At 60.6% G+C, this 26,262-nt stretch carries 28 protein-coding genes; 12 read left to right on the forward strand and 16 right to left on the reverse strand.

What is annotated here, in order from left to right; translation table 11 throughout:
• Window positions 1–84: 84 nt before the first annotated feature.
• The 4 genes from rloA (at window position 85) to pabB (ending at window position 4,557) form a co-directional block, all read left to right on the forward strand.
• Complete coding sequence (gene rloA, locus QRN50_RS04565) at window positions 85–621, forward strand: retropepsin-like aspartic peptidase RloA (protein WP_003315699.1); 537 nt, start codon at window positions 85–87, stop codon at window positions 619–621.
• Between the two features lie 4 nt (window positions 622–625).
• Window positions 626–2,161 carry an osmotic stress tolerance membrane protein RloB gene (gene rloB / locus QRN50_RS04570; protein ID WP_011267423.1) on the forward strand — a complete coding sequence of 512 codons (1,536 nt, stop codon included), beginning with the start codon at window positions 626–628 and terminating at the stop codon, window positions 2,159–2,161.
• Window positions 2,161–3,138 (forward strand): alpha-L-glutamate ligase-like protein, encoded by a 978-nt coding sequence (locus QRN50_RS04575; RefSeq protein ID WP_161633389.1) that lies wholly within the window; start codon window positions 2,161–2,163, stop codon window positions 3,136–3,138. The genes rloB and QRN50_RS04575 overlap by 1 nt, the downstream gene beginning before the upstream one ends.
• Before the next feature lie 75 nt (window positions 3,139–3,213).
• Window positions 3,214–4,557, forward strand: a complete 1,344-nt coding sequence (gene pabB / locus QRN50_RS04580) for an aminodeoxychorismate synthase component I (protein ID WP_060400732.1) — start codon at window positions 3,214–3,216, stop codon at window positions 4,555–4,557.
• A gap of 134 nt (window positions 4,558–4,691) precedes the next feature.
• On the opposite strand, the gene thrH is transcribed toward pabB, so the two are convergent.
• Window positions 4,692–5,309, reverse strand: coding sequence for a bifunctional phosphoserine phosphatase/homoserine phosphotransferase ThrH (gene thrH / locus QRN50_RS04585; protein WP_024641860.1), 618 nt, complete (start codon window positions 5,307–5,309; stop codon window positions 4,692–4,694).
• Window positions 5,310–5,448: 139 nt separating this feature from the next.
• On the opposite strand from thrH, the gene QRN50_RS04590 reads away from it, so the two are divergent.
• Entirely contained in the window at window positions 5,449–6,183 is a 735-nt protein-coding gene (locus QRN50_RS04590) for a phosphoadenylyl-sulfate reductase (RefSeq protein ID WP_024641859.1), read from the forward strand.
• A gap of 120 nt (window positions 6,184–6,303) precedes the next feature.
• On the opposite strand, the gene cysB is transcribed toward QRN50_RS04590, so the two are convergent.
• The 4 genes from cysB to QRN50_RS04610 all read right to left on the reverse strand — a co-directional run bounded on the left by cysB (window position 6,304) and on the right by QRN50_RS04610 (window position 9,894).
• Window positions 6,304–7,278, reverse strand: a complete 975-nt coding sequence (gene cysB, locus QRN50_RS04595; RefSeq protein ID WP_003406770.1) for an HTH-type transcriptional regulator CysB — start codon at window positions 7,276–7,278, stop codon at window positions 6,304–6,306.
• Between the two features lie 149 nt (window positions 7,279–7,427).
• The gene (locus QRN50_RS04600) at window positions 7,428–7,922 is read right to left on the reverse strand and encodes a universal stress protein (protein ID WP_003406771.1); all 495 of its coding nucleotides are present in this window, start codon (window positions 7,920–7,922) and stop codon (window positions 7,428–7,430) included.
• A gap of 76 nt (window positions 7,923–7,998) precedes the next feature.
• Window positions 7,999–8,919: a 5'-nucleotidase gene (locus QRN50_RS04605; RefSeq protein ID WP_003406772.1), complete on the reverse strand. Its 921-nt coding sequence runs from the start codon at window positions 8,917–8,919 to the stop codon at window positions 7,999–8,001.
• Window positions 8,920–8,922: 3 nt separating this feature from the next.
• Window positions 8,923–9,894 carry a putative 2-dehydropantoate 2-reductase gene (locus QRN50_RS04610; protein ID WP_024641857.1) on the reverse strand — a complete coding sequence of 324 codons (972 nt, stop codon included), beginning with the start codon at window positions 9,892–9,894 and terminating at the stop codon, window positions 8,923–8,925.
• 233 nt (window positions 9,895–10,127) lie between these two features.
• On the opposite strand from QRN50_RS04610, the gene QRN50_RS04615 reads away from it, so the two are divergent.
• Complete coding sequence (locus QRN50_RS04615) at window positions 10,128–11,204, forward strand: 3-deoxy-7-phosphoheptulonate synthase (protein ID WP_003406774.1); 1,077 nt, start codon at window positions 10,128–10,130, stop codon at window positions 11,202–11,204.
• An 85-nt stretch (window positions 11,205–11,289) separates the two neighbouring features.
• On the opposite strand, the gene QRN50_RS04620 is transcribed toward QRN50_RS04615, so the two are convergent.
• A complete protein-coding gene (locus QRN50_RS04620; protein WP_003315710.1) occupies window positions 11,290–11,577 on the reverse strand; it encodes a GNAT family N-acetyltransferase in 288 nt (95 codons plus the stop codon).
• Between the two features lie 461 nt (window positions 11,578–12,038).
• Here QRN50_RS04620 and QRN50_RS04625 point away from each other — a divergent pair, with 461 nt between their 5' ends.
• A complete protein-coding gene (locus QRN50_RS04625; RefSeq protein WP_003347084.1) occupies window positions 12,039–12,290 on the forward strand; it encodes an Lpp/OprI family alanine-zipper lipoprotein in 252 nt (83 codons plus the stop codon).
• A gap of 543 nt (window positions 12,291–12,833) precedes the next feature.
• On the opposite strand, the gene QRN50_RS04630 is transcribed toward QRN50_RS04625, so the two are convergent.
• From QRN50_RS04630 to QRN50_RS04640, 3 genes are all read right to left on the reverse strand, one after another.
• Window positions 12,834–13,799, reverse strand: a complete 966-nt coding sequence (locus QRN50_RS04630; RefSeq protein WP_003423665.1) for a L,D-transpeptidase family protein — start codon at window positions 13,797–13,799, stop codon at window positions 12,834–12,836.
• A gap of 112 nt (window positions 13,800–13,911) precedes the next feature.
• A complete protein-coding gene (locus QRN50_RS04635; protein ID WP_003315714.1) occupies window positions 13,912–14,193 on the reverse strand; it encodes a hypothetical protein in 282 nt (93 codons plus the stop codon).
• A 56-nt stretch (window positions 14,194–14,249) separates the two neighbouring features.
• Window positions 14,250–14,855 (reverse strand): arylesterase, encoded by a 606-nt coding sequence (locus QRN50_RS04640; protein WP_003406776.1) that lies wholly within the window; start codon window positions 14,853–14,855, stop codon window positions 14,250–14,252.
• 10 nt (window positions 14,856–14,865) lie between these two features.
• Here QRN50_RS04640 and QRN50_RS04645 point away from each other — a divergent pair, with 10 nt between their 5' ends.
• Both QRN50_RS04645 and QRN50_RS04650 read left to right on the forward strand, forming a co-directional pair.
• Complete coding sequence (locus QRN50_RS04645; protein ID WP_003406778.1) at window positions 14,866–15,549, forward strand: ABC transporter ATP-binding protein; 684 nt, start codon at window positions 14,866–14,868, stop codon at window positions 15,547–15,549.
• On the forward strand, window positions 15,549–18,065 hold the full coding sequence (locus QRN50_RS04650) for an ABC transporter permease (protein ID WP_096126574.1): 2,517 nt from the start codon (window positions 15,549–15,551) through the stop codon (window positions 18,063–18,065). Before QRN50_RS04645 ends, QRN50_RS04650 begins: the two co-directional genes overlap by 1 nt.
• A 92-nt stretch (window positions 18,066–18,157) precedes the next feature.
• On the opposite strand, the gene greB is transcribed toward QRN50_RS04650, so the two are convergent.
• The 5 genes from greB to QRN50_RS04675 form a co-directional block, all read right to left on the reverse strand.
• Window positions 18,158–18,631 (reverse strand): transcription elongation factor GreB, encoded by a 474-nt coding sequence (gene greB, locus QRN50_RS04655; protein ID WP_057457677.1) that lies wholly within the window; start codon window positions 18,629–18,631, stop codon window positions 18,158–18,160.
• Between the two features lie 47 nt (window positions 18,632–18,678).
• Complete coding sequence (locus QRN50_RS04660; RefSeq protein WP_003316621.1) at window positions 18,679–19,008, reverse strand: hypothetical protein; 330 nt, start codon at window positions 19,006–19,008, stop codon at window positions 18,679–18,681.
• 104 nt (window positions 19,009–19,112) lie between these two features.
• Window positions 19,113–19,421, reverse strand: coding sequence for a hypothetical protein (locus QRN50_RS04665; RefSeq protein ID WP_003406785.1), 309 nt, complete (start codon window positions 19,419–19,421; stop codon window positions 19,113–19,115).
• A gap of 244 nt (window positions 19,422–19,665) precedes the next feature.
• Entirely contained in the window at window positions 19,666–20,100 is a 435-nt protein-coding gene (locus tag QRN50_RS04670) for a DoxX family protein (RefSeq protein ID WP_003406787.1), read from the reverse strand.
• Window positions 20,101–20,212: 112 nt separating this feature from the next.
• Window positions 20,213–21,634 carry an MltF family protein gene (locus QRN50_RS04675; RefSeq protein WP_058399429.1) on the reverse strand — a complete coding sequence of 474 codons (1,422 nt, stop codon included), beginning with the start codon at window positions 21,632–21,634 and terminating at the stop codon, window positions 20,213–20,215.
• Between the two features lie 180 nt (window positions 21,635–21,814).
• On the opposite strand from QRN50_RS04675, the gene QRN50_RS04680 reads away from it, so the two are divergent.
• The 3 genes from QRN50_RS04680 (at window position 21,815) to QRN50_RS04690 (ending at window position 24,564) form a co-directional block, all read left to right on the forward strand.
• Window positions 21,815–22,654 (forward strand): TatD family hydrolase, encoded by an 840-nt coding sequence (locus QRN50_RS04680; protein WP_024661141.1) that lies wholly within the window; start codon window positions 21,815–21,817, stop codon window positions 22,652–22,654.
• Window positions 22,655–22,738: 84 nt separating this feature from the next.
• Complete coding sequence (locus QRN50_RS04685; RefSeq protein ID WP_096126575.1) at window positions 22,739–24,214, forward strand: methyl-accepting chemotaxis protein; 1,476 nt, start codon at window positions 22,739–22,741, stop codon at window positions 24,212–24,214.
• A 107-nt stretch (window positions 24,215–24,321) separates the two neighbouring features.
• A complete protein-coding gene (locus tag QRN50_RS04690; RefSeq protein ID WP_011267409.1) occupies window positions 24,322–24,564 on the forward strand; it encodes a hypothetical protein in 243 nt (80 codons plus the stop codon).
• A gap of 12 nt (window positions 24,565–24,576) precedes the next feature.
• Here QRN50_RS04690 and QRN50_RS04695 read toward each other — a convergent pair whose 3' ends face one another.
• Together QRN50_RS04695 and QRN50_RS04700 are read right to left on the reverse strand one after the other, a co-directional pair.
• Window positions 24,577–25,374, reverse strand: coding sequence for an acyl-CoA thioesterase (locus tag QRN50_RS04695; RefSeq protein ID WP_024652795.1), 798 nt, complete (start codon window positions 25,372–25,374; stop codon window positions 24,577–24,579).
• Between the two features lie 119 nt (window positions 25,375–25,493).
• A complete protein-coding gene (locus QRN50_RS04700) occupies window positions 25,494–26,255 on the reverse strand; it encodes a CHAD domain-containing protein (RefSeq protein WP_011267407.1) in 762 nt (253 codons plus the stop codon).
• Window positions 26,256–26,262 lie beyond the last annotated feature (7 nt).

Genomic DNA, 26,262 nt, shown 5'->3' on the forward strand with positions numbered 1-26,262 from the left:
CTGCGAACCGCCTGCCCTACCATCATCAGGTCAATTCCATTTGCGCCCTGACCCTGAAGTTGTTCGCTCATCGCGCCAGGATTTATGAGACTGACTACCCTCCCCACACTGCTCGGCCTTCTGTTTTTGCCCGGCCTGACCCTGGCCGCTAACAAGACGGTCTATGGCCTCAATGAATACGCCAGGCTGAGCGAAATCGATATCGAGATTGCCGCCAAGCTCGACACCGGCGCCAAGACTGCCTCGCTGAGCGCCCGCGACATCAAACATTTCAAGCGCGATGGTGAAAGCTGGGTGCGCTTCTATCTGGCCAGCGACAGCAAGCATGTACACCCCATCGAGCGCCCTCTGGCGCGGGTCAGCAAGATCAAGCGGCGTGCCGACGATCTCGACCCGGATGACGACAATCGGTATTCGTCACGTCCGGTAATCAGCCTCGATATCTGCATGGGTGAATCTTTACGCACCATAGAAGTGAACTTGACTGACCGAAGTGCTTTCCAATACCCGCTTTTGATCGGCTCCGAAGCCTTGAAACGCTTTGATGCGCTGGTCGATCCAAGTCTTAAATATGCGGCAGGGAAGCCCGGCTGCGCTTCCGTCGCTCAAAACGCAGAGTAAATCCATGCGCTCTCTTACACTCCATCTGAAGATCCTGATCACTGCCCTGGTGACCCTCGGCATCGCGATCACGGCCTATCAGATACTGGCGCTCGGCATACCCGTCAGCGAAGACGAAACCGATGATCTGTGGAATATCGACGCCAAAGTCGAATTCGTCGCCAACCCCAAGGATTCGGTGAAGGTGCAGATGTTCGTGCCGCCGCTGGCCCACGACTACATCAGCCTCAATGAAAGCTTCATCTCGAACAATTACGGCGTCAGCGTCAACCGCGCTGACGGCAACCGCAAGGTCACCTGGTCGGCCCGTCGCGCCACCGGCAACCAGACCCTCTACTACCGACTGGTGTTGACCAAGCGTTACAGCGGTGAAAAGCCCAAGGTCAAAGGGCCTATCTTTCGCGACAGCATGACCGTCGAAGGCCCGGAAAAGGTCGCAGCCGAAGCGCTGTTGGCGCCCATTCGCCAGCATTCGGCGGACGTGGAGACCTTCATCACCGAGGCCATCAAGCGCGTCAACAACCTGAATGACGATAACGTCAAACTGCTGCTGGCCGGTGATAACTCGGCGTCCAACAAGGCCCGGGTCACCGAGCTGCTGCTGTCGATCGCCCACGTACCGCTGGAAAAAGCCCACACCATTCGCCTGGATGCCGAGCAGCAGACACCGGAACTCTGGCTGCGCAGCTTCAACGGCAAGGAATGGCTGTACTTCAATCCCGACACCGGCGAAGCCGGCCTGCCGGACGATCGCCTGCTCTGGTGGACCGGCGAGGAAGGCCTGGTCAGCGTCGAAGGCGGCAAGAAGGTGCAAGTCACGTTCAGCCTCAACAACAGTGAAATGAACGCCATGCGTCTCGCCAAACTGACCGACGCCAGCACCGATTCGGACTTCCTGGCCTATTCGCTGTACGGCTTGCCACTGCAAACCCAGCAGACCTTCATGATCATGGTCATGATCCCGATTGGCGTGCTGGTCATCCTGATCCTGCGCAACCTGATCGGCCTGCAGACCCTGGGCACCTTCACCCCGGTGCTGATTGCGCTGGCATTCCGTGAAACACAATTGGGCTTCGGCATCGCCCTGTTTACCGTGATCACCGCGCTGGGCCTGTCACTGCGCTCGTATCTGGAGCACCTGAAACTGCAAATGCTGCCGCGCCTGTCGGTGGTACTGACCTTCGTCGTGGTGCTGATCGCAGCCATCAGCCTGTTCAGCCACAAGCTCGGGCTGGAACGCGGCCTGTCGGTTGCGCTATTCCCGATGGTGATTCTGACCATGACCATCGAACGCCTGTCGATCACCTGGGAAGAGCGTGGCGGCAGCCATGCCATGAAGGTCGCCATCGGTACGCTGTTCGCCGCGTCGCTGGCGCACCTGATCATGAGCGTGCCGGAACTGACCTATTTCGTCTTCACCTTCCCGGCAGTGCTGCTGGTACTGGTCGGCTTTATGCTGGCGATGGGCAGATACCGTGGCTACCGGCTGACCGAACTGGTGCGCTTCAAGGCATTCCTGAAAGAGGAAAAGGCCAAGTGATCGGCTGGTGGAAAACCTGGAAGGCGCTCGAAGCCCGCGGCATCATGGGCATCAATCGACGTAACGCCGACTACGTGCTCAAGTACAACAAGCGCAGCCTCTATCCGATCGTCGATGACAAGATCATCACCAAGGAGCGGGCCATCGCCGCAGGCATTCATGTGCCGGAGATGTACGGCGTGATTTCCACGGAAAAGGAAATCGACAGGCTCGACGAGATCATCGGTGGGCACAGCGACTTCGTGATCAAACCCGCACAGGGCGCAGGCGGCGATGGCATTCTGGTGATTGCCGACCGTTTCGAGGAGCGCTTCCGCACCGTCTCGGGACGCATCATCAGCCACTCGGAAATCGAGCATCAGGTGTCCAGCATCCTCACCGGCCTTTATTCACTGGGTGGCCACCGCGACCGCGCGCTGATCGAGTACCGGGTCGTGCCTGACCCGATCTTCAAAAGCATCAGCTACGAAGGCGTACCGGACATCCGCATCATCGTGCTGATGGGTTATCCGGTGATGGCCATGCTGCGCTTGCCTACCCGCCAATCAGGCGGCAAGGCCAACCTGCACCAGGGCGCCATCGGCGTGGGTGTGGACCTGGCCACCGGCGTTACCCTGCAAGGCACCTGGCTGAACAACATCATCAGCAAGCACCCGGACACCACCCACTCGGTGGATGGCGTGCAGCTGCCTAACTGGGACGGCTTCATGAAGCTTGCCGCCGAGTGCTACGAGTTGTGCGGCCTGGGCTATATCGGCGTCGACATGGTGCTGGACCAGGACAAAGGCCCGCTGATTCTGGAGCTCAACGCCCGTCCCGGCCTGAACATTCAGATCGCCAACGACAGTGGCCTGACCCATCGCACTCAGGCCGTCGAGGCGCGTCTGGAACAACTGGCTCTCGAAGGACGCCAGGAATCGGCGCAGGAGCGGGTCGACTTTGTCCAGGACCTGTTCGGTCATGTGCCCGGCGTCTGAACCGACATACCGCTAGGACTGCCGCATCGGCAAGGCTACAATCGCCAGCCGCGTTTCCAAGGCCGATATTCGACGATGCCGATCTGCTCGATACACCCCCTGCCCTACAGCGCCGACCCGATCGCGTTCTTCGCGCGAATCCGCGAAGCGCCGGGTGCGGTGCTGCTCGACAGCGGCAGGCCGGCAGCCGTGCGGGGCCGACATGACCTGCTCAGTGCATGGCCGTTGCAGGAACTGACCGTCGCCGATGGTGAGAACGGAGCGACCTATCTCCAGCGCTTGCGCGACAGTCTCAAGGCCCTCGGCCCAGCGCAGCTGCCTGACGGATGCGAGCTGCCCTTCGCTGGCGGCCTGATCGGTTATCTGAGTTATGAGTTTGGTCGACGCCTGGAGCCGTTGCCGGATCAGGCCATTGACGACCTGCAACTGCCCGAGGCCCGTCTGGGGCTCTACGCCTGGGCGCTGATCAGTGATCATCAGGAGCAGACCAGCCAGCTGATTTTTCACCCGTCCCTGGCCGCAAGCGAACGCGAACGGCTGATTGAGCTGTTCTCTGTCGATATCCCTGAGCCGCACACGGAGTTCCGTCTCAGCCAGCCGTTTCAGGCCAGTATCAGCGCGGATAACTATCGCCAGGCGTTCGAACGCATTCAGGCCTACATCCAGGCCGGTGACTGCTACCAGGTCAACTTTGCACAACGCTTTCAGGCGCAGTGCGTCGGTGACCCGTGGGCCGCCTATCGTGCGCTGCGAGCGGCTTGTCCGACGCCATTCGCCGGCTACCTGAGCCTGCCGGGGGCCGATGCAATGCTGAGTCTTTCTCCCGAGCGCTTTGTGCGGGTCAGCACCCGGCAGGTCGAAACCCGCCCGATCAAAGGCACACGGCCGCGTAGCGCGGACCCGGCGCAGGATAACGCCTTGGCCGCCGAACTGCTGGCCAGCGAGAAGGACCGCGCAGAAAACCTGATGATCGTCGACCTGCTGCGCAACGACCTGGGCCGCAGCTGCCGCATCGGCTCGGTGAAAGTCCCAGAGCTGTTCAGCCTGGAAAGCTACCCCAACGTGCACCATCTGGTGAGCAGCGTGACCGGGGAGCTGGCCGCCGGCAACGATGCACTGGACCTGATCGGCGGCAGCTTTCCTGGCGGATCCATCACGGGCGCGCCGAAGATCCGCGCCATGCAGATCATCGACGAGCTGGAGCCGACCCGCCGCAGCCTGTATTGCGGTTCGTTGATGTACCTGGACGTGCGTGGCGAAATGGACAGCTCGATCGCCATCCGCAGCCTGCTGGTCAAGGACGGACAGATTTCCTGCTGGGGCGGTGGCGGCATCGTCGCCGACTCGGACTGCGAGGCGGAATATCAGGAAACCTTCACCAAAGTCCGTGTACTGCTGGAGACGCTTGAAGCACTGTGAACCGCTCTGCGTTGCAAAGAGGACGCAGAGCGTCCAGAACGGCATACCGACGCAGAGCGTCGGCACGATAGCCAGATCATTTCGTGACGCTCTGCGTCACCTGTCTCCAGTCGCGCGCAACCGAGGCTTCGCCCTCAAAGCATCAAATCCCGATTCGAGGCCTTGATGAATTCCTTTTTCAGGTCATCGAAAGTATGCACCGCCGGAAACTGCGGGAATTCGCGGGTCACGTTGTCGGGGGCGTGGAACAGGATACCGGCGTCGGCCTCGCCCAGCATGGTCGTGTCGTTGTACGAATCGCCTGCAGCGATGATCCGGTAATACAGGCTCTTGAAGGCCAGCACCGACTGACGCTTGGGATCTTTCTGACGCAACTGGTAACCGATCACCCGGTCGGTCTCGTCAGTGATCAAGCGATGACACAGCAGGGTCGGAAAACCCAATTGTCGCATCAGTGGCTGAGAGAACTCGTAGAACGTGTCCGAGAGAATCACTACCTGAAACCGCTCGCGCAGCCAGTTGACGAACTCCACGGCGCCCTCCAGCGGCTTGAGAGTACCGATCACTTCCTGAATATCCGCCAGTTTCAGACCGTGTTCATCAAGAATCCGCAGGCGTTGCTTCATCAGCACGTCGTAATCGGGAATGTCCCGCGTGGTGGCACGCAGCAATTCGATGCCGGTTTTCTCGGCAAAAGCGATCCAGATTTCCGGGACCAGAACACCCTCCAGGTCCAGGCAGGCAATTTCCACAGCACACTCCTCAAACCATTCACTCTCGACGCAAGTGCCACTCTAGCCGCTGGCAACGGCCACTGAACAGCGGATTTTGTTACCATTGCCGCCATCACGAGCGCTTAAGCGCCACTCTTGCATTTTAGGAAGCCGCCTGATGAGCCAACCTTTCGACGTCGCTGAACTGGCGACGACCTATGCGAACAAATCTGCACAAGACATTCTGAAACTGGCCTTCGAGCACTTCGGCGACGACCTGTGGATCTCTTTCAGCGGTGCCGAGGACGTGGTTCTGGTCGACATGGCCTGGAAGCTGAACAAGAACGTCAAGGTCTTCAGCCTGGACACGGGACGCCTGCATGCGGAAACCTATCGCTTCATCGAACAGGTCCGCGAGCACTACAAGATCGAGATAGAGATCGTTTCGCCCGATCACAGCAAGCTTGAACCTTTCGTCAAGGAAAAGGGCCTGTTCAGCTTTTACCGGGACGGTCATGGCGAATGCTGCGGCATCCGCAAGATCGAGCCGCTGCGTCGCAAACTGTCTGGCGTCAGCGCCTGGGCAACCGGCCAGCGCCGTGATCAGAGCCCCGGCACCCGCAGCGCCGTTGCTGCAGTGGAAATCGACAGCGCTTTTTCGACAGCCGAGCGCACGCTGTACAAATTCAACCCGTTGGCACAAATGAGCAGCGAGGAAATCTGGAGCTACATCCGCATGCTGGAGCTGCCCTACAACAGCCTGCACGAGCGCGGCTTCATCAGCATCGGCTGCGAACCCTGCACCCGCCCGGTATTGCCGAACCAGCACGAGCGCGAAGGTCGCTGGTGGTGGGAAGAAGCCACGCAGAAGGAATGCGGGCTGCATGCGGGCAATCTGATAGTGCGCGACTAATGTCGCGAGCGGCAAGCTTCAAGCTTCAAGCTTCAAGTCAAAGCGCGTAGGGCTCTGGCTTGTAGCTTGTAGCTTGTAGCTTGCAGCTTGCAGCTTGCAGCTTGTAGCTCAAAACTGCTTCTAATGCACCGGCAGCTCGACATTGGCAAACAGCTCTTCCATTTCCTGCTTGTTATGGCACTGAATCGCCTTGGCCATGACTTCGCGGGTCAGGTGCGGCGCGAATTTCTCGATGAAATCGCACATGAAGCCCCGCAGGAAAGTGCCGCGACGGAAAGCGATTTTTGTAACGCTGGACTCGAACAGATCACTGGCATCGAGCACCACCAGGTCGCTGTCCACTTCCTCGTCTACCGCCATTCTCGCCACGATACCCACACCCAGATTCAGCCTGACGTAGGTCTTGATCACGTCGGCGTCCGCCGCCGTAAACACCACCTTGGGCACCAGCCCGCGATGGCTGAACGCCTCATCCAGCTTGGAACGACCGGTGAAACCGAAGACGTAAGTCACGATCGGGTATTCGGCCAGCAGTTCCAGGGTCAGCTTGGGTGCCTTGGTCAACGGGTGGCCCTGTGGCACGACAACGCAACGGTTCCAGCGATAGCACGGCATCATCACCAGATCGCTGAACTGCTCGAGCGCCTCGGTGGCGATAGCGAAATCGACCGTCCCGTCAGCGGCCATTTCGGCGATCTGCATCGGTGAGCCCTGGTGCATGTGCAGCGCAACATCAGGGTATTGCTTGATGAAGTTGCTGATCACCGACGGCAAGGCATAGCGCGCCTGGGTGTGGGTGGTGGCGATCGACAGCGTGCCCTTCTTCTCGTTGGAGAACTCCTGGGCAATCTGCTTGATGCTCTCGACCTTGCGCAGGATCTCGCCCGCTGTCGTGATGATGCGCTCGCCTGCAGGTGTCACACGCGTCAGGTGCTTGCCGCTGCGGGCGAAAACCTCGACGCCCAGTTCATCTTCAAGCAGACGGATCTGCTTGCTGATGCCGGGCTGGGAGGTGTAAAGGCTCTGGGCCGTCGCGGAAACGTTGAGGTCGTGGTGCGCCACTTCCCAAATGTAGCGCAGTTGTTGGAGCTTCATATGTATCCCTCAAAGCAGATAAACCCTATGGGTATCGGCGACGGTATATAACTGGATTAATGGTGAGACGAATAATTCTAGAACTTTTTATCACCTTTGTAAGGTGATCGCACGCTCGATTTCATTAAAACCACCAATTGGACCTTCCCCTACCCCCGCACCTTTTTCAACATCATCGGAACCATGTAGACCGGCACAGCGGAAAACTGCAGGACCCTGGCAGCCGTCCGGCCTATGGAGGAGCCCTCTTCCATGCTGCGGCTGTGACTGCCGACCACAAGCAAATCCACATCCAGCTTGTGCGCCTGTTCGAGAATCACGCTGGCAGGCTCGCCCTGCACGACGCGCACCGTACGAATCAGGGAAAGGTCCGAGTGCCCTTCGCCCAACTCTTCACGAAACCCGTCGAGCATTCGTTGCTCTATTCCACTCAAAAATGCATTCACACCTTTGCCGCGAAGCTCTTTCAACGCTTCCTCGCCCAGGTAACTCTGCAGCACCGACTCGGCGAACAGGCCCAGAGGCTCGACGACATGGATGACGTACAGCTCGGCGTTGAACGTTCGAGCCAGCGCCAGCGCGTGCTGCGTTACATAAGGCGCGTACAGACCGAGGTCTGCGGCATACAGCATCGAACGAACCATACAACCTCCCGAACAACCCGAATGGCGGAGATTGACTCAGCGTAGCAGCGCATCATCGGCAGCGACGGCGGACTTCTCAGCCCCCGTCGGCAAGCGGCACTATTTCGTTGCTGATGCCGTGTGGAACGTGCCCCGTCGCCACTACATCACGCGCCTTCTCGCAGTGGCCGGGCTGATCGTCGAAGAACACATCGGCGGCGAACGCTTCAAGGAAGGCCGATTTCTGCAAACCACCGAGAAACAGCGACTCGTCCAGACGAATGTCCCATTCGCGCAAGGTGCGGATCACGCGCTCATGGGCAGGTGCCGAGCGAGCCGTGACCAGCGCGGTGCGAATCGGGCAGCTCGCGTCGGGAAACTCGCGCTGCAGTTGATTGAGTGCGGCGAGAAACGGCTTGAAAGGCCCGCCGCGCAACGGCTCGCGAGCCCACTCACGCTCGCTGGCCTGAAAGGCCGCCAGCCCGCCGCTCTGGTACACCCGCTCCGATTCGTCGGAAAACAATACCGCGTCGCCATCGAAGGCAATCCGCAACTCGGCACTGGCTGCACGCCGTGCGCCACCCGAAAGGATGGTCGCGGCCGCGAACCCGGCATCCAGGGCGCTGCGTACATCCTCGGCATGGGTGGAGAGAAACAGGTGGCAGCCAAACGCTGCGAGATACGGGTAAGGACTGCGCCCGCCGGCAAAGGCGGCGCGACTGATGTCGAGGCCGTAATGCTGAATCGAGTTGAAGACCCGCAGGCCGGTATCGGCACTGTTGCGCGATACCAGCACCACTTCGACGCGCGCCTTCTCCAGGCTGGCATTGAGGCTCAGCAGTTTTTCCACCAGCGGGAACGCATCGCCCTGCGCGAGAATTTCGTCCTCATGCTCGATCTGATACTTGCGGTAGGCCTCGACGCCATCGGCCATGTACACCTCATGACTGTCGCGCAGATCGAACAGTGCGCGCGATGAAATCGCCAGTACCAGCTTATGGTCTTCAGCTTCTGTCATGAATCACTCCTTGCTTGCCGGGCGGTTGCCCCGATCGATGAACGCCAGTGCCTGATAAAGCACCCGCACGCGAGGCATGTCAAACCCGGCGGCAAGCGCCGCCGCAAGGGGCCGGGCATAAATGGCGTCCAGCTCCAGCGGGCGTCTTTCGGCCAGGTCGTGGTACATGCTGGGCCTGTAATCCGGCATGTTTTCGGTCACTGTAAACAGATGCTGCGCGAAACCCGGCGGCAAGGTGTGCCCGCAGGCCTCGGCCCCCTGCACGACCTCGTCCATCAGCGCTCGGATCAAGGCCTGACTGTCAGGATCGGCCATCAATCGACCGGTACTGGTCTGCAACAAGGCCGACAGCCCGTTATAGGGCACATTCCAGACCAGCTTCTGCCAGCGGGCCTGCTGCAGATTGGCCATGACCGGCGCGTCGATGCCGGCCGTCTTGAACAGGGCCGCGCAGGCTTCGACCACCGCCATGCGGCTCGCCTCATCGTCCGCCGGGCCGCTGTGATAGCCGACACTGACCGCACCGAAGGCTTCATGGGCGACGACGCCGGGCGCAACCCGGTTGACGCAGACGAAACACAGCCCGCCGAGTATGTGCAGGCTGTCGGGCAGGACGTTACGCAGTTGGTCTTCGACAGCCAGGCCGTTTTGCAACAGCAACACGCTGGCATTCGGCGCAGCCACCTGACGGATGATCGGACCGAGCGCGGCATTGCCGGTGCTCTTGGTGCCGACCAGCAGCCAGTCACAAGGCGGCATTTCAGCCGCCGAGCGATACGCCTGAACGGGCTTGAGGGACAGCTCGCCGTGCACGGCGCTTTTGACCTGCAAACCTTCGCGCGCCACCGTGTCAAACTCGCTGCGCAGCAGAAAATGCACATCGTATCCGGCACGCGCCAGCATCAGTCCGTAAAAGCCACCGATGGCACCCGTACCAATGATGCCGACGCGCGGACCACGGGAATCAACACTCATGACCTCTCCCTTGACTGTCTCGCTATTTGCGGCCGTACACTATCCGTCGCAGCGGATTGTCTTGCAATAAGGCAGCGCATCCCGGGCAACGACCTGGCCAATACCTCGTTTACTTATTGTCGAACAGCGCGATAACGCGCTAAGGTTCGGCTCCCCGCTGCGCTCAAACCAGCTGGACACCGCCGCACGGGGGACCGTTGGCGGCCAGTACCCGCGACCTGATGAGTAACACGATGGCTGATTTACCGATTGACGACCTCAACGTTGCCTCCAACGAGACTCTGATCACTCCGGATCAGCTCAAGCGCGACATCCCCCTGACCGATGCTGCCCTGCAGACCGTCAGCCAGGGCCGCGAAGTGATTCGCAACATTCTCGATGGCCATGACCACCGCCTGTTCATCGTGATCGGCCCGTGCTCGATCCACGACCTCAAGGCAGCCAAGGAGTACGCAGAGCGTCTCAAGGCGCTGGCGGCGGAAGTGTCTGACACGCTGTATCTGGTGATGCGCGTCTACTTCGAGAAGCCACGCACCACGGTAGGCTGGAAAGGCCTGATCAACGACCCGTACCTGGATGACTCGTTCAAGATCCAGGATGGCCTGCACATCGGTCGCCAGTTGTTGCTGGATCTGGCCGAGATGGGTCTGCCCACCGCCACCGAAGCCCTGGACCCGATCTCCCCGCAGTATCTGCAGGACCTGATCAGCTGGTCGGCAATCGGCGCGCGCACCACAGAATCCCAGACTCACCGCGAGATGGCTTCGGGCCTGTCCTCGGCAGTCGGTTTCAAGAACGGCACCGATGGCGGCCTGACGGTTGCCATCAACGCCTTGCAATCGGTGTCGAGCCCGCATCGTTTCCTGGGTATCAACCAGGAAGGCGGCGTGTCGATCGTGACCACCAAAGGCAACGCCTACGGTCATGTGGTGCTGCGCGGCGGCAACGGCAAGCCCAACTATGACTCGGTCAGCGTCGCGCTCTGCGAGCAGGCGCTGAACAAGTCCGGCATTCGCCCGAACATCATGGTCGACTGCAGCCACGCCAACTCCAACAAGGACCCGGCGCTGCAACCGCTGGTGATGGAAAACGTCGCCAACCAGATCCTGGAAGGCAACGAATCGATCATCGGCCTGATGGTCGAGAGCCATTTGAACTGGGGCTGCCAGGCGATTCCCAAGGACCTGTCGGAATTGCAGTACGGCGTGTCGATTACCGATGCCTGCATCGATTGGCAAAGCACTGAAAAGACCCTGCGCAGCATGCACGCGAAACTCAAGGATGTGCTGCCAGCTCGCAAGCGCAAGTAATTGCCTGACCGACAGCACCGCAAGAACGAAAACGCCGAGCAAATGCTCGGCGTTTTTCATACTGACGGTCTGTAGCTGGAAGTCGTCAGAGCTTGGCGGCCTGCGACTGCAGATCATGGAGCTCCATGTAGCGCTCGACATAAGAGCAGGACGGTATGACCGAATAGCCCATGCTGTCGGCATAATCGAGCGCCTCCTTGGTCAGCGCCGCAGCAATTCCGCGACCCCGCAAGGCGTCCGGTACAAAGGTCCGATAGAAGTCCAGGGTCTGTTTGCCTAGATCCATATAGGTCAGATAGGCACGGTGGCCGTCGATAATGATTTCGAAATGGTGGCCGACTTCGTCATGGTGGATGGACAACGCCTCGCTCATCGCTACTCCTCGCGGGTCTTGGAATTTGACCCCTACCTTACCGGTCTTTTTCAGGCGAAGGAACATCTACGCCACCCAGTGCCTGTTTTCGACACCGGTAGGGCACTGCCGATCTCGACGGACATCACATTGAGATAGTAGGCGCCATTAGCGACTATGCTCAAGCGCGCTCGATGTAAAAATACCCGGAAACGCTCATGTGCCGACCGACAGTCAATCAGGAATGGTCTTGCATGAACTGTCCGGAACGCTTCAGCACGGCAGGGGTCCCGTTAAAGTGGATAGTTTTTGTACAGAACGCTTGAGAAGTAACGCGGAACGCTTTCAAAGCGAGGAATTTTAGCAGCTTCTTGCGCCGGGTCCGTTTACTTACTACAAACAATGGGTACTATGTACGCCGGTCGTTTTCTCATTTTCGAGAGATGACTAATTTGAAAAAAAATTCCTTGAAGGTGAACACGATGAACAACGTTCTGAAATTCTCTGCTCTGGCTCTGGCCGCAGTTCTGGCTACCGGTTGCAGCAGCGTATCCAAAGAAACCGAAGCTCGTCTGACCGCTACCGAAGACGCAGCAGCTCGTTCGCAAGCACGTGCCGACGAAGCCTACCGCAAGGCTGACGAAGCTATGGCTGCTGCTCAAAAAGCTCAGCAAACTGCTGACGAAGCCAACGAGCGCGCTCTGCGCATGTTGGACAAAGCCAGCCGCAAGTAATAATCCCCCGGGATTATTGAAAGCCGACCCGGCAACGGGTCGGCTTTTTTTTGCCTGTTCTCTGGCTCGGTGATTGCGTGCAATAGCCTGAATGACTCCAGGAACAGGGCCAAGACCCTATGACTCTCTTTTGACGGTTTTTCGTTGTCAGGTGGATTGAGGTTCGGCTCAGGTCACCTTTTCGCCCCTCGGCGAGTCACTTTGAAGGGGCCAAAGTGACCAAAGCCCCTGGCTCCGTTTCCGGCCCGACTTCGTCGGGTTCCTTCGCCCTGTCACTGATCCGGGGGTCGCCGCAACGGACCATCCATGGTCCGGTGCGGCTAGCCTGGCGTCCTGCCAGGCTACCCCCGGATCAGCGCCAGGACTCAGCCGTCACTTACGTCGCACTCTGCGTCGTCTGTGCCATCGTGATCGAAAAGCGCGTATGGCGGCCTCCTGCGGGCGCGGCATGACGGTGTGTTGAGCTGAAGACTTGTGACGCGGAGCGTCACGAACCGCATGCCAACGCTCCGCGTTGGCACGATAGCAATTGCTGGCGACGATTTACTGAAAAATCACCGGCTCTTCGGCATTCGCAGGCGCTTTGCCCGGTTCTGCGATCTCCACCGGCATGCCGTCTTCGGCCGCGACCACATCACGTACCACGTCCCAGTTCATGCGCAGATTGTTGGCCAGGTCGTCACGCTTGAGCAGCGCGTTGATCACCGCCGTGTGCTTGTCGACCACCGACGGGTTGCCCAGGTCATCAACCGGCGTGTGCGCTTCGAGGTAAACCTTGCCGCCACTGATGCCGAACTTGTAAGGCTCGCTGATGATGCGCACGGTCGTACCGACCGGGGCCATGTCGGCCAGTTCCAGCACGTTATTGTTGTACATGCGGAAACAGCCGTGGCTGGTGCGCATGCCAATGCCGAACTTCTTGTTCGAGCCGTGGATCAGGTATCCGGAAAGCCCCAGGCCGAATTTGAACGGCCCCAGCGGGTTGTCCGGACCGGCCGGCACCACGTCAGGCAGCGGATCGCCATCGGCCGCATGCTCGGCCTTGATCGAGGCCGGCGGTGTCCAGGTCGGGTTCGGCGTCTTGGCCGTCACCTTGGTCACGCCGATCGGCGACCCCCAGCCTTCACGACCGACACCCAGTGGATAGGTGTGCACGACATTCTGCCCCTTGGGGTAGTAATACATGCGGTACTCGGCAAGGTTGATGACGATCCCTTCGCGCGGACCCGGCGGCAGAATGAAGCGGGTCGGCAGCACGATGTCCTTGCCCGCCCCCGGCAACCAGGGATCGACGCCAGGGTTGGCAGCGATCATTTCCAGATAGCCCAGATCGTATTGGGTGCCCAGATCGGCGAAGGTGTCTTCGTATTTGGCCTTGATGACCTGCACCTGCCCCACGATGTCTTCGCCGGGCGGCGGCAACGGAAACTCCAGTGCATGGACAGAGCTCGCCGCGCACAGAGCAGCAAGCGACAGACAGCGGGTAACGGCTGGAATGCGCGACAACATCCGGGAAGATCCTTCGGGTAACGACTAAAGAGATGGAAACAAGAACTGAAGTGTACACCGGCCCTTGCCGGATCGGGGATATCTGCGGCCGACCTTCCGGCAGTCATGACAGCTAGAGTTCAGGCCAGATCGGATTCATCCCCCTGCGCTGCGCGTCCATGATGGCCTTGCACAAGGGGCACAGACGCTCATCACGCATGGCCTGCAGTTCGACGGCACGCATTTGCGGCTGGGCCGGCAATAACGTGCCGCACAATGTACGGTCGATCGAGCCGCCCAGCTCCAATTGGCGAGCGATCAGATGGACGCGCACTTCCTGACAGGCGAACAGATCCAGCTGCTCATCGGGTTCAAGCATTTGATAGGCATACAGGGACCAGGCGGGACGCGGCATGGGGGGCTCCAGATCGGGGGCGCCACATTAGCCGAAAGCCCCCGCCCGGGAAAGCCTCAAAGCAGCGGTTTCAGGCTCGGCCAGACATTTTCCAGCAACTTGCCCTGAGCGGCCGCCGCCGGATGCAGACCATCGGCCTGCATCAGCTCGGGCACCCCGCCTACACCTTCCAGAAAGAATGGCACGAAGGGGACCTTTTTTTCCTGGGCCAGGTTGCTGTAAACCTCTTCAAAGGCCTTGGTGTAGCGTGGCCCGTAGTTGGGCGGGATACGCATGCCCAGTAACAGCACTTTGGCACCTGCCGCCTGCGAGCGGTCGATCATCGATGAAAGGTTTTGTTGCAATTGAGCAGGCTGCTGGCCGCGCAGGCCGTCGTTGCCGCCCAATTCCAGAATAACCAGCTCCGGCTTATGCTCTGCAAGCAGCGCAGGCAAACGCGCCTGGCCGCCTGCACTGGTGTCGCCACTGATCGACGCATTGACCACCTTGTCGTCGAATCCCTCCTTGCTCAGACGCTGTTCCAGCAAACTGACCCACCCCACGCGGGTATCCAGCCCGAAAGCCGCACTGATACTATCTCCAACGATCAACACCGTGCCCGCCAACGCGCCCTGTGACAGCAGCAGTAACCCCAGGCCAGCACTTAAAAACAACGCACGCATCGGATTCTCCATGAGTGAAAGTATTCTCAGTGCCCAAAGCCTCAGCAAAGTAGTCCCCAGCACCGAAGGTGACCTGACCATCCTGCACGAACTCTCCCTGGAACTAAACAAGGGCGACACGCTGGCCATCGTCGGCGCCTCCGGTTCGGGCAAATCCACCCTGCTCGGCTTGCTGGCCGGGCTGGACCTGCCCAGCGCCGGTTCAGTCATCCTTTCGGGCCGCAACCTCAGCGAACTGGATGAAGACCAGCGCGCCAGAGTGCGTGCCGAGCACGTCGGGTTCGTGTTTCAGTCGTTCCAGTTACTCGACAGCCTCAACGCGCTGGAAAACGTCATGCTGCCGATGGAGCTCGAAGGCCGCAAGGACGCCCGCGAAAAAGCCCGTGACCTGCTGGAACGGGTGGGCCTTGGCCAGCGCCTGACCCACACGCCGCGTCAGTTGTCCGGTGGCGAACAGCAACGGGTCGCCATTGCCCGCGCCTTCGCTGCCGACCCCGACGTGCTGTTTGCCGACGAACCCACCGGCAACCTTGACAGCCACACCGGCGAACGCATCAGCGACCTGCTCTTCGAACTGAACAAGGAGCGCAACACCACGCTGGTGCTGGTCACTCACGATGAGCGTCTGGCGCATCGCTGCCGTCGCCTGATCCGCCTTGAAGGGGGCCGACTGGTCGCCCCGCTGGAGCCTTGATGGCACGTTTGCCTTTTGCCCGCCTGCTGAGCCTCGCTGTCCGCCAACTGATGCGTGATGCCCGCGCAGGAGAGTTGCGAGTACTGTTCTTTGCCCTTCTGGTCGCCGTGGCGGCGAGCACCGCCATCGGTTATTTCGGCGCCCGTCTGAACGGCGCGATGCTGCTGCGGGCGACCGAGTTCCTGGGTGCCGATCTGATCCTCGAAGGCTCGAGCCCGGCGCGTGCCGAGCAGGTCGAAGAAGGCAAACGTCTGCAACTCAAGCATGCGCAGATCGTGGTGTTTTCCAGCGTGATCGCGACCGACGCAGGTATCCAGCTGTCGAGCATCAAGGCGGTGGACGACGCTTACCCATTGCGCGGCGAACTGAAAAGCGCCGCAGACCTGTACCAGCCGGAACAGGCCGGCAGCGGTCCGCAACCGGGTGAAGCCTGGGTCGAGGCACGCCTGCTTCCCGCCGTCGCCCTGAAGGTGGGAGACGACCTCGACGTCGGCTCCAAAACCTTGAAACTGACCCGCATACTGACTTACGAGCCAGACCGGGCAGGCAACTTCTACAGCCTGACCCCGCGCGTGATGATCAACCTGCAGGACCTCGCTGCCACCGGCGTGGTGCAGCCGGGCAGCCGGGTCAGCTATCGAGAGATGTGGAGCGGCCCGCCGGAAGCACTGGCGGCCTATCGCAAAGCCATCGAACCGGGTCTTGAGCCGCATCAGGAAATCAAGGACGCCCGCGATGGTAGCCAGCAGATCGGCGGCGCACTGGGCAAGGCCGAACGTTATCTGAATATGGCCAGTCTGGTCGCCGTCTTGCTGGCGGGCGTTGCTGTCGCGCTGTCGGCATCCCGATTCGCCGCACGGCGCTTCGATGCCAGCGCCCTGCTGCGCTGCCTGGGGCTGTCGCGCGGGGAGACGATGACCCTGTTCAGCCTGCAACTGGCGATCATCGGCTTGCTGGCCAGCCTGAGTGGTGCCTTGCTGGGCTGGCTTGCACAACTCGGGCTGTTCGCGCTGCTGCAAAATCTGCTCCCGGCGACCGTTCCGCCAGGCGGCGTACTGCCTGCGCTGGCCGGCATGGGCACCGGGTTGGTAGCGCTGGCCGGTTTTGCCCTGCCGCCGCTGGCTGCACTGGGTCGCGTGCCGCCGTTGCGCGTGTTGCGTCGCGACATGCTGCCGATCCCCGCCAGTTCCTGGCTTGTGTATGGCGCAGCGCTGCTCGCGCTGGGCCTGATCATGTGGCGCCTGAGCCTGGACCTGGTCCTGACCTTCGCCCTGCTGGGTGGCGGCATCGTAGCCGCGCTGCTGCTCGGCAGCCTGTTGCTGCTGGCGCTCAACAGCCTGCGCCGCCTGCTGTCCGGCGCCTCGCTGCCCTGGCGACTGGGTTTGGGACAACTGCTGCGTTACCCGCTGGCAGCTGCCGGCCAATCACTGGCTTTCGGCCTGATTCTGCTGTCGATGGGCTTGATCGCGCTGCTGCGCGGTGAGCTGCTCGACACCTGGCAAAATCAGTTGCCCAAGGATGCACCGAACTATTTCGTGCTCAACGTACTGCCAGCCGATAAAGAAAACTTCGCCCAGACCCTGAGCAAGCTGTCCACTCACGCGGCGCCCCTTTACCCGGTGGTGCCTGGACGCCTGACCAGCATCAACGGTGAACCGGTCAGCAACTTCGTGACCAAGGATTCGCGCGGTGAAAATGCCACGCGTCGCGACCTGAGCCTGACCTGGGCCGCCGAGCTTCCCGAGGGCAATACCCTGACTGCAGGCAGTTGGTGGAAAGCGTTGCCTGCGTCCGCGCAGAGCGACGCGACGCCCGGTGTCTCGATCGAGGCCAAACTGGCCGACAGCCTGAAAATCAGACTGGGCGACCGCCTGAGCTTCATCGTCGGCGGACTGACCCGCGAAGCCGTGGTCACCAGCCTCAGGGACGTGAACTGGGATACCTTCCAGCCCAACTTCTTCATGATTTTCCAACCCGGCACCCTCGCCGACTTGCCGACCACTTACCTGACCAGCTTTTACCTGCCACCCGGCCAGGACAAGCAGATCGTCGAGCTGTCGCGCGCCTACCCTTCCATCAGCATTCTGGGGGTAGAGGCTCTGCTGGCGCAGGTACGCAGCATTCTTGATCAGGTCACCCTGGCTGTGCAGTTCGTCCTGCTGTTCGTGCTGGCCGCAGGTATCGCCGTGCTGTTTTCCGGATTGCAGGCCACGCTGGACGAACGCATACGGCAAGGCGCACTGCTGCGCGCACTGGGCGCAGAGCGAGCGCTGCTGATCAAGTCGCGACGTATCGAATTCGGTTTGCTGGGGGCCGCGAGCGGTGTGCTGGCGGCACTGGGTTGTGAGCTGGTGAGCTTCGTGCTGTACCGCTACGCCTTTTCGCTGGAATGGCAACCGCATCCGTGGCTACTGCTGCTCCCGGTGATCGGCGCCCTGCTGGTCGGTGGTGCCGGTGTATTCGGCACCCGCCGCGCACTGAACGTCAGCCCGCTGACCGTGCTGCGCGAGGGTTGAGGCTACTCACAAATCCAGTGGGAGCGAGCTAGTTGTGTATAGCGATCAGCGCTCCGCGTGAGAATGCAATTCCGGACGCTCTGCGTCCGGCCTCACTTCTCGTAATCAATCGAATTCACGAACCAGAGTTTCTCGCCTTCAGGCGTATTGACCAGCACCTCGTCGCCGACTTCCTTCTTCAGCAAGGCGCGAGCCATGGGCGAGTCGATGGAGATGTAGTCGTTGCGCCCATAGATTTCGTCATAGCCGACAATGCGAAACCTCTTGAGATCGCCCGCTTCGTTCTCGATCTCGACCCAGGCACCGAAGAACACCCGCCCTTCCTGCTCCGGCGAATACTGCACGACACGCATGTCTTCGAGGCGCTTGCGCAGGTAGCGCACGCGTCGGTCGATCTCGCGCAGCAGCTTCTTGTTGTACTGGTAATCGGCGTTCTCGCTGCGATCCCCGAGCGATGCCGCCCAGGCGACCTTTTGCGTAATGTCCGGCCGGTGCTCTCGCCACAGGTAGTCGAGCTCTTTCTTCAGGGCTTCATGCCCGTCACGGGTGATGATCTTTGTACTCAAGAGGTTTCTCCGGCCCTGAAAAAATCAGTTCGACAGGCAATAAAGACTCAACGTCGCGCCACCTCATGCTGGATGCAGCCGTCGTAATAGACCTTGGTCACCGCATCAGGCTTGAGCCGCGACTCGCTGTCGTAAGTCTGCTCCGTGATACGCAATGCCATGGGCCGCATCCATTGTTTGGCAAACTTGCGCGCCTGCAGCTTCTGCCGCGCGCCATAGCGAGTCACGCCTGACAGCTTGGAGGCCTGCGCACCGCCAGCAATGGCCGAGCCCCAACGACACAGGTAACGCTCGTTTTCCGTGGCGTTTCTGGCCTGAACGGAAAAAGCCAGCCCGGAAAGCGTCAGGCACGCCAGAGCACAATAGACCAAACGCATGCGAAAACCACCTAATCCTTTGATAAGGCGGCGATTTTGCCTGTCCGCTCACGCGCCGGGGGCCAGCAATATGCCTTCTCTGCCAATTGGCTGAATCAGGCGATTCAACCCAGCGTGATCAGGCCCTGCCGGGCGATGCGGGTCAGGTCTCGAATCACCTGCCCGACATCGTCTGCCTGCGGCGATTGCACCACGGCGAGGTCGAATTGATCGTCAGCAAAATGGCTCAGCGACTGGTGGGTCTCGGCAAACTGAATCAGAAACGCACAGGAACCGCCACGCCGACGTGGCCAGCCATCGAGATAGCGCAACAGCGTGGGCTGATGGGAGCCACTGAGGAGGATTTTCGGATTCTTGCGTGACAAGACCGTGCTGATCGGGGAAAGACGAATGAGGGGGCGCAGGTTGTTCATGGTGGTTTCTCTGCCTCGCAAGATCCGCTGGGCAGCGGTGAGAGGCAACACCGAACCAACGTTTTAGCGGTATTTCGACAAGACTTCAGCCTTGCCAGGCGCCCCGCAAGTAGTTGTTAAATCGGCGCTTGAGCACGCATCCTAGAGAAACGTCCCATTCGTTGTCAATTGCCATTCATGGCAGGAGCCTGCAAACGCACAAGGCCCGCTACAAGAGCGGGCCTTGCACAGCAAGCGTAGCCGGTTATCGGCCGATGATACGGTCCAGCGACAACTTGCCTGCACCTTCGATGAGTACTGCCACGGCACCGCCGAGCAGTGCCAGCGCGTACTCGTAGCCGTTGTTGGCCATGAAGAAGCCGTTGTGGATATGCACGGTGAAGATCGCCACCAGCAACAACAGGATCACCACGACCGCAGCGGGACGAGCCAGCAGCCCCAGCAGCAGGCCCAGGCCGCCAAAGAATTCGGCGCTGCCCGACATCAGCGCCATCAGGTAACCCGGCGTCAGGCCCAGGCTTTCCATGTACTGCGCAGTGCCTTCGAGGCCATAACCACCGAAGGCGCCGAACAGTTTCTGGCTGCCGTGCGCGATGAACGCGATACCGACGATGACGCGCAGGACAGTCAGGCCGTAACCGGCGCGAGTGGTGAGGACCGACTTGATCAATGTGTTCATGCGAGACTTTCCGTGAGTGATGGGTGATTAACAGCGAGTGGCGCCATGATAATCAAATTCACTCATGTAAAAACCGCAAATAACGGCGCATACAAATCGAATAAATCGATCTTTAGCGTTTTACCGCAGGTTTGGGCCCGCTCTTTTCCAGCGAGTCACGCTCGCGGTCGAAGGCCAGGTAGTACTTGTTGACGCTGTTCACGAACGCCACGACATTGGCACCGCCCTGTTCCATCGCCACACGCTCGGTCTGGAAGAACCACTGGTTCGGGTTCAGCCCGCGACGCCGCGCTTCCTCGCGCATGCCCTGCACGCGCTCAGGCCCCAGGTTATAGGCGGCCATCACGAATGCCATGCGCTCGCGTTCGTTGACCCGGTTACTGGAGAAATACTTGCGCTGGATCAGCGCCATGTAGCGCGACCCGGCACGGATGTTGTCGTCAGCGCTCTGGATGCTCGGCACGCCAACGCTTTTTGCTGCCGACGGCGTGATCTGCAACAGCCCTGTCGCGCCGCCACTGCCCTTGGCAGACGGGTCTAGCTTGGATTCCTTGAACGCGAGGGCTGCCAGATCAAGCCAGTCCATGCCCTGTGCATCGGCATGGCGTTGCAACATCGGACGCAGTTGTTCCAGACGCTGCAGGTTGTTGCGCACCAACGGGTTGTTGACCTTGTAGGTGTTCTTGTACGCGTTGGCGAACACCTGATCCTGCTGGGCCGACGGCTTATAGTCTTTAAGGAAATCGTCGACACTGGCCCGCAGCTGGGTGGCATTGTCACGAACGAACCAGCTGATATCCCCGTGGGTCTGCAAGGTCAGGCCGCGTTCGATGCGCAGTTTGGGCATGATCCTCGCCCAGCGCTCGGCAATCGGCTGCTCGACCAGCGTCATCGGGTAAATCCCGGCCTGAACCATTTCCAGCACATCCTCGACGGCCAGACTGGGGTCGACCCATTCGATTTTCGCCAAGGGCAGCTTGCGCAGCTCCAGTTGTCGATTGACCTGATGCAGGGCTTCATCGGCGGCACTGCCGGTGGGCAGGCTCAGGGTCTTTCCGGACAATTGATCCACACGGCGCACACTGCGCTGACCACGAACGCCGACCAGCACCAGAGGCACGTCGTGCACGATCGGTGCGCTGGCCTGAATGCCCTTGGCGTCGCTGACATCGAGCAGCTCGCCGGGCGCGATCATGTCGCCTTCTCCGCGCTGCAAGGCCGTCAGCAGCTGGTTCTTGGCCTTGGGGATGACCTTGATCGTGACCTTCTGCCCGGCACGGGAATGGCTGTTGAGGTACTGCTCGAAAGCTTGCAGACGATGGTATTCGACGCCGATTTCCTGCCCCTTGACGTCGCCGGAGCTGTTACGGCTCTGATTGACCAGCACGCGCAGCACCTTGCTGCTGCGAATCGCCGGCAAATCGCGCACCTGCACCGTGTGCTGCACGACCTCGGGACCGGTCTGCCGAGCAGAAACCTGCAAGGGCAGCAGCGGTAACAGGCAGATCAAAGACACAAGCGCGGATCGGATCATTCACTTCCCCAGGGCAATGCCGGAAAGAAACAGGAAAAAGGAAATCTTGAGGTCACGCAGCAGCATCGAACAGCGAAGGAAATCGTTGAACCTTGAGGTTCAATCGCTTGAATACCCAGCGTTTTCTTGTTGTGGCCAGAGCTCTGGTATGCTCGGCAGCCTTCAGCTGGAGGTAGCACCATGCAACTCATCGACATCGGCGTCAATCTGACCAACGCAAGCTTCGCCTCGCAGCGACAGGCGGTACTCGACCGCGCCTATGCCGCAGGCGTCGAACAACTGGTGGTGACCGGCACCAGTGTCGAGGGCAGCGAACACGCCCTGCAGCTGTGTCACGAGCTGGATGAAAGCGCGCAACGCCTGTTCTGCACGGCAGGTATCCATCCGCATTCGGCGAGCGATTGGACCGGTGACACCGAGAAACAGTTGCATGCCCTGCTCAAGGAAAATCGCGTTCGCGCCGTGGGTGAATGCGGCCTGGATTACAATCGCGATTTCTCGCCTCGCCCCCAACAGGAAAAGGTCCTGGAGGCGCACCTGGCCATGGCCGTGGAACTGCAATTACCGGTGTTCCTCCACGAGCGCGATGCCAACCAGCGGCTGCTGGAAATTCTGCGCGATTACCGCGACCGCCTGCCCGCGGCAGTCGTGCACTGTTTCACCGGTGAGCGCGCCGCGCTGTTCAGTTACCTGGACCTTGATCTGCATATCGGCATCACCGGCTGGATCTGCGACGAGCGACGCGGCACCCACCTGCACGCACTGGTGGGCAACATCCCTCGCGGCCGGCTGATGCTGGAAAGCGATGCGCCCTACCTGCTGCCACGCAGCCTGCGTCCCAAGCCGAAAAACGGTCGCAACGAGCCGGCTTACCTGCCGGAAGTCTTGCGCGAAGTAGCCTTGCACCGGGGCGAAACGCAGGAAGACCTCGCACGCCACAGCACAGATTGCGCACGGCAGTTTTTTGCCTTGCCAGTGCTGAAGAACACCTCAGAGGATGAAAATCTGCAGCTTTGTTGACCCGCATCAAGGCTCTCTTCGTTGGCTGAGGCACAGTGATGGCATCTTGCTGCTATCTCAACCGATCACCGAAGAAGACCCCTCATGGCCTCATGGCTTGGCAACCTGTCACTGAAATACAAGTTCTGGGCCGTCAACGCGGTCGCTTTCGTCACCACCCTGTTGCTGGTGCTGTACGCCATGCAGACAGAGCAACAAGCGCGGACCGATGTGTCGCGTCAGGCAGCACAAGCGCAGGCGCGCCTGCTGGCCGCCTGGCCCGTCGACGCAGCACTGCCCTCCAGCGATACAATACTGACTTACCGCCAGGGTCAGACACCGGTTGTCGATGGCTTGGCGCTGCCGGAACTGGCTGACGCCCGCGACTGGGTGGCGCTGGACAAACCCGTCGGCGATCGATGGCTGAGCGGTGCGCAGATCATCACCCGCGGCGCCGAGCAACGGATTGCGCTACTGGCATTCACCCCGACCTTCATGCACATCCTGCTGGATCGCTTCACGCATTACGCGGTCGCGGTTTTCGTGCTGATGCTGTTGATGCTCTGTGCCTCGCAGCTGCTGATCCGCTTTCTGCTCAGCCAGCTCAACGCGCTCAAGGATGTGATGCTGCACGTCGAAAAAAGCGGCGACCTGGCGGCCCGTGTTCCCAACCGCAGTGACGATGAGGTCGGACAGATGGCCAAGGCCTTCAATGCCATGCAGGCCGGTTACCAGCGGGTGGTCAACACCGTTTCGCAAACTGCCGGGCGCCTCGATCAGGGCGCCGCGCATCTGGCGGCAGGCATGAAGGAGGTGCGCCAGGGCATGCTCGGCCAGCAAAGCGAAACCGACCAAGTGGCCACGGCCATCAACGAGATGACTGCCACGGTCCATCACATTGCCCAGCACGCCACGGCCACCCGTGATCAGTCGCAGACCGCCGACGCACTGGCGGGCAGTGGCAAGGTGGTGGTCGACCGCGTGCAAGTGTCCATCGCCGGGCTTTCCAGCGGCGTGCAGCAAACGGCGGAAATGATCCAGCGTCTGGCCGAAGACAGCCAGAAGATCAACGGTGTGGTCAACGTGATCCACAGCATTGCCGAACAGACCAACCTGCTCGCCCTCAACGCAGCCATCGAGGCCGCACGCGCCGGGGAAATGGGTCGGGGGTTTGCCGTGGTCGCCGACGAGGTACGTAATCTGGCGAAACGGGTGCAGACCTCCACCGATGAAATCACCACGATGGTCTCGACCCTGCAAAGCGGCACCCGCGATGCCGTGGACTTCATGCAGGAAAGCTCGTCCAAGGCTGACGAATGCGTGCAGCAGGCCCGGGAAGCGGGTGATGCGCTGGCGGCAATTGCCGGTGCCGTGGCACAGATGCGCGAAAGCAACACGCAGATCGCCGTCGCCGCCCAGCAGCAAAGTCAGGTCGCCGAGGAGATGAACCGTGCGGTGGTGAGTATCCGCGATGTCACCGAACGCACGGTGAGCCAGACGGTTGACTCGGCCAGCACCAGTGACGAACTGGCCACGCTGGCAGGCGAACTGAATGCCGCCATTGGCCAGCTCAAGCTGTAACAGGCTATCGCCGCGATAGACAGGCTTGACTCGTCAGCGATCGGCGCGCGGGCCTATCCTTCAGGCATTGAACGACGCTTTACGCGTTACCTGAAGAGGACCGCATCATGAACAAGCCACTTTCCGATCTGCAGTTGAATCAATGGCGTGACAGCAACGACAGTCAGGAGCACTCGGCCAGTCTGGCTCTGTACCTGATCGCCGTGCCGCTGTTCATTCTGGCGGCCCTGCTGATCCTCAACGGCCTGTTTTCCGAAAGCCTTTCATCGGTTGCCATCGGCGTGATCGGCCTGGTGGCGGCGCTGGGGTTTCAGCGCCAGGACGCCGCCCGGGCCGCTCGCAAACCTTGATCCGGTTGCCGGTCAGCCAAATACGGTAACCGTCTGGCGGCTGATTGCGATCAGCTCGCCGTCGGGGCTCCACAATGCCGCGGCGGTATGGCCATAGCCATCGCGGGCATGCTCGATGACTGCGCGGTAGCTGCACCACTGCAGGGTATCGAGCGACGGCTGGGGCTGGACGAACTCAATGGTCCAGGTCAGTGAGCTGCCGGGGGCCGGTTTGTCCAGGTGCGGCAGTACCGCAGGCGGCCAGGTGTCCACCAGCGCCAGAATGTGCGCTTCGCTCATGGGCGTGGCGTGCGGCGTATCGCGAAAGCGCACGTAGCCGCCAATCGCCGGTGATCGGGTATTACTGAATGGCATGCCGCCCAACGCCCAGCGAATGTCCATGAAGCGCAGGTAATCAGGCATCACGCCGCTGGCGAACGGCAGCTCCGGACATTGATCAACCGGTTTAAGGACCGGCGCGGCCTCTGCGGCAACGGTGATCATCGATTCCCGAGGGGCACCGAAGCTGCCTTGTATCAGGGTCATGACCTGACCGTTCTGCATGGCGCGTCCCAGCACCTGACTGACTGCCTTGCCATGGCGCAGGGTGTCGACCTCGAAAGCAATCGGCACACCGGGCGCGGCCGGCCCGACAAAGGTGATCGCCAACGAACGAACCGGCCGCCCTTCCGGCACCTCTGCACGCATCGCTTCGTAGGTCAGCGCAGCCATCAGCCCGCCGAAGCAGGCACGCCCTTGAGACCATTCGGCAGGGATCGTGACAGAGCGCGGATCGCGACGCAGCGCATCGATCAGTTCAGAAAAGGTCATGCTCACTCCACACGTCAACACACAAGTGAATGGATGATAACCATCCTCTTAGTTAACGACAGGCCGCATAATAGCCATTTTTGCGGCCTGAATGACCTGCCTCTCGACAAATCACAGGATCAGAAACAGGCTTTGGCCAAGCGTTTGAGCGATGCTTCGGCCTTGCGCTCGGCGCCTACTATGCCGATCTGCCAGCCCGGCACGCAGGGAGCCAGATCCGGTTGCTCTGCCGCCTGCGCCAGCCATTGCAGATGATCGTGCCAGTCGCCCAGTTCGCCTTGTGCGGACTTGAGCCGCGCCTGCATGTTTTTCGGCTGGTGGCTGAGTTGCGGATAGGCTTCGGCAGCGTAACGTACGCGCTTGATCAGCAGGCGCAGGTCATGACGGTCATGACCGGGCTCGGCGATGGCCACACGCAACTTGTGCCATTGCTTGTCCATGCGCTTTTCGATGGTCTTGCGCAAGCCACGCAACATGCCCTGGCGCTGTTGCAGGCGCAGCATTTCCGGGAACCGGTCAATCAGCTTGAGCAGGCGGGTCAACTCGGGCGAGCTGGCGACCTTTGGGCAGGCGCTTTCCAGGTAACGGTTGCGTGTGAATGCAGCCTCGTTCAAACCCTGCTCTTCAAGAAACCCGGCGAGCACCTGCATGTCACGCAACGGCGTGGTCAGTTGGCCGACCGCCCTGGCCGCCTCTTCCAGCTCTGCCGCACTCGGGTTTTCCCGCAGGGGCCGCAGTACGCTGCGCAGACGGCGCACCGTGGTACGTAAATCGTGCAGCGCTTCGCTGTCAGTCGAAACGGCGAGACGTGCCTGACACGCGAGCAATTTGACATCCAGCGCCAGCACTTCGGCGACCAGATGATCCACCATTGAAGACATGCAATTC

The sequence above is a fragment of the Pseudomonas sp. MEJ108 genome (genome assembly GCF_030208985.1).
Lineage (GTDB): Bacteria > Pseudomonadota > Gammaproteobacteria > Pseudomonadales > Pseudomonadaceae > Aquipseudomonas > Aquipseudomonas fragariae.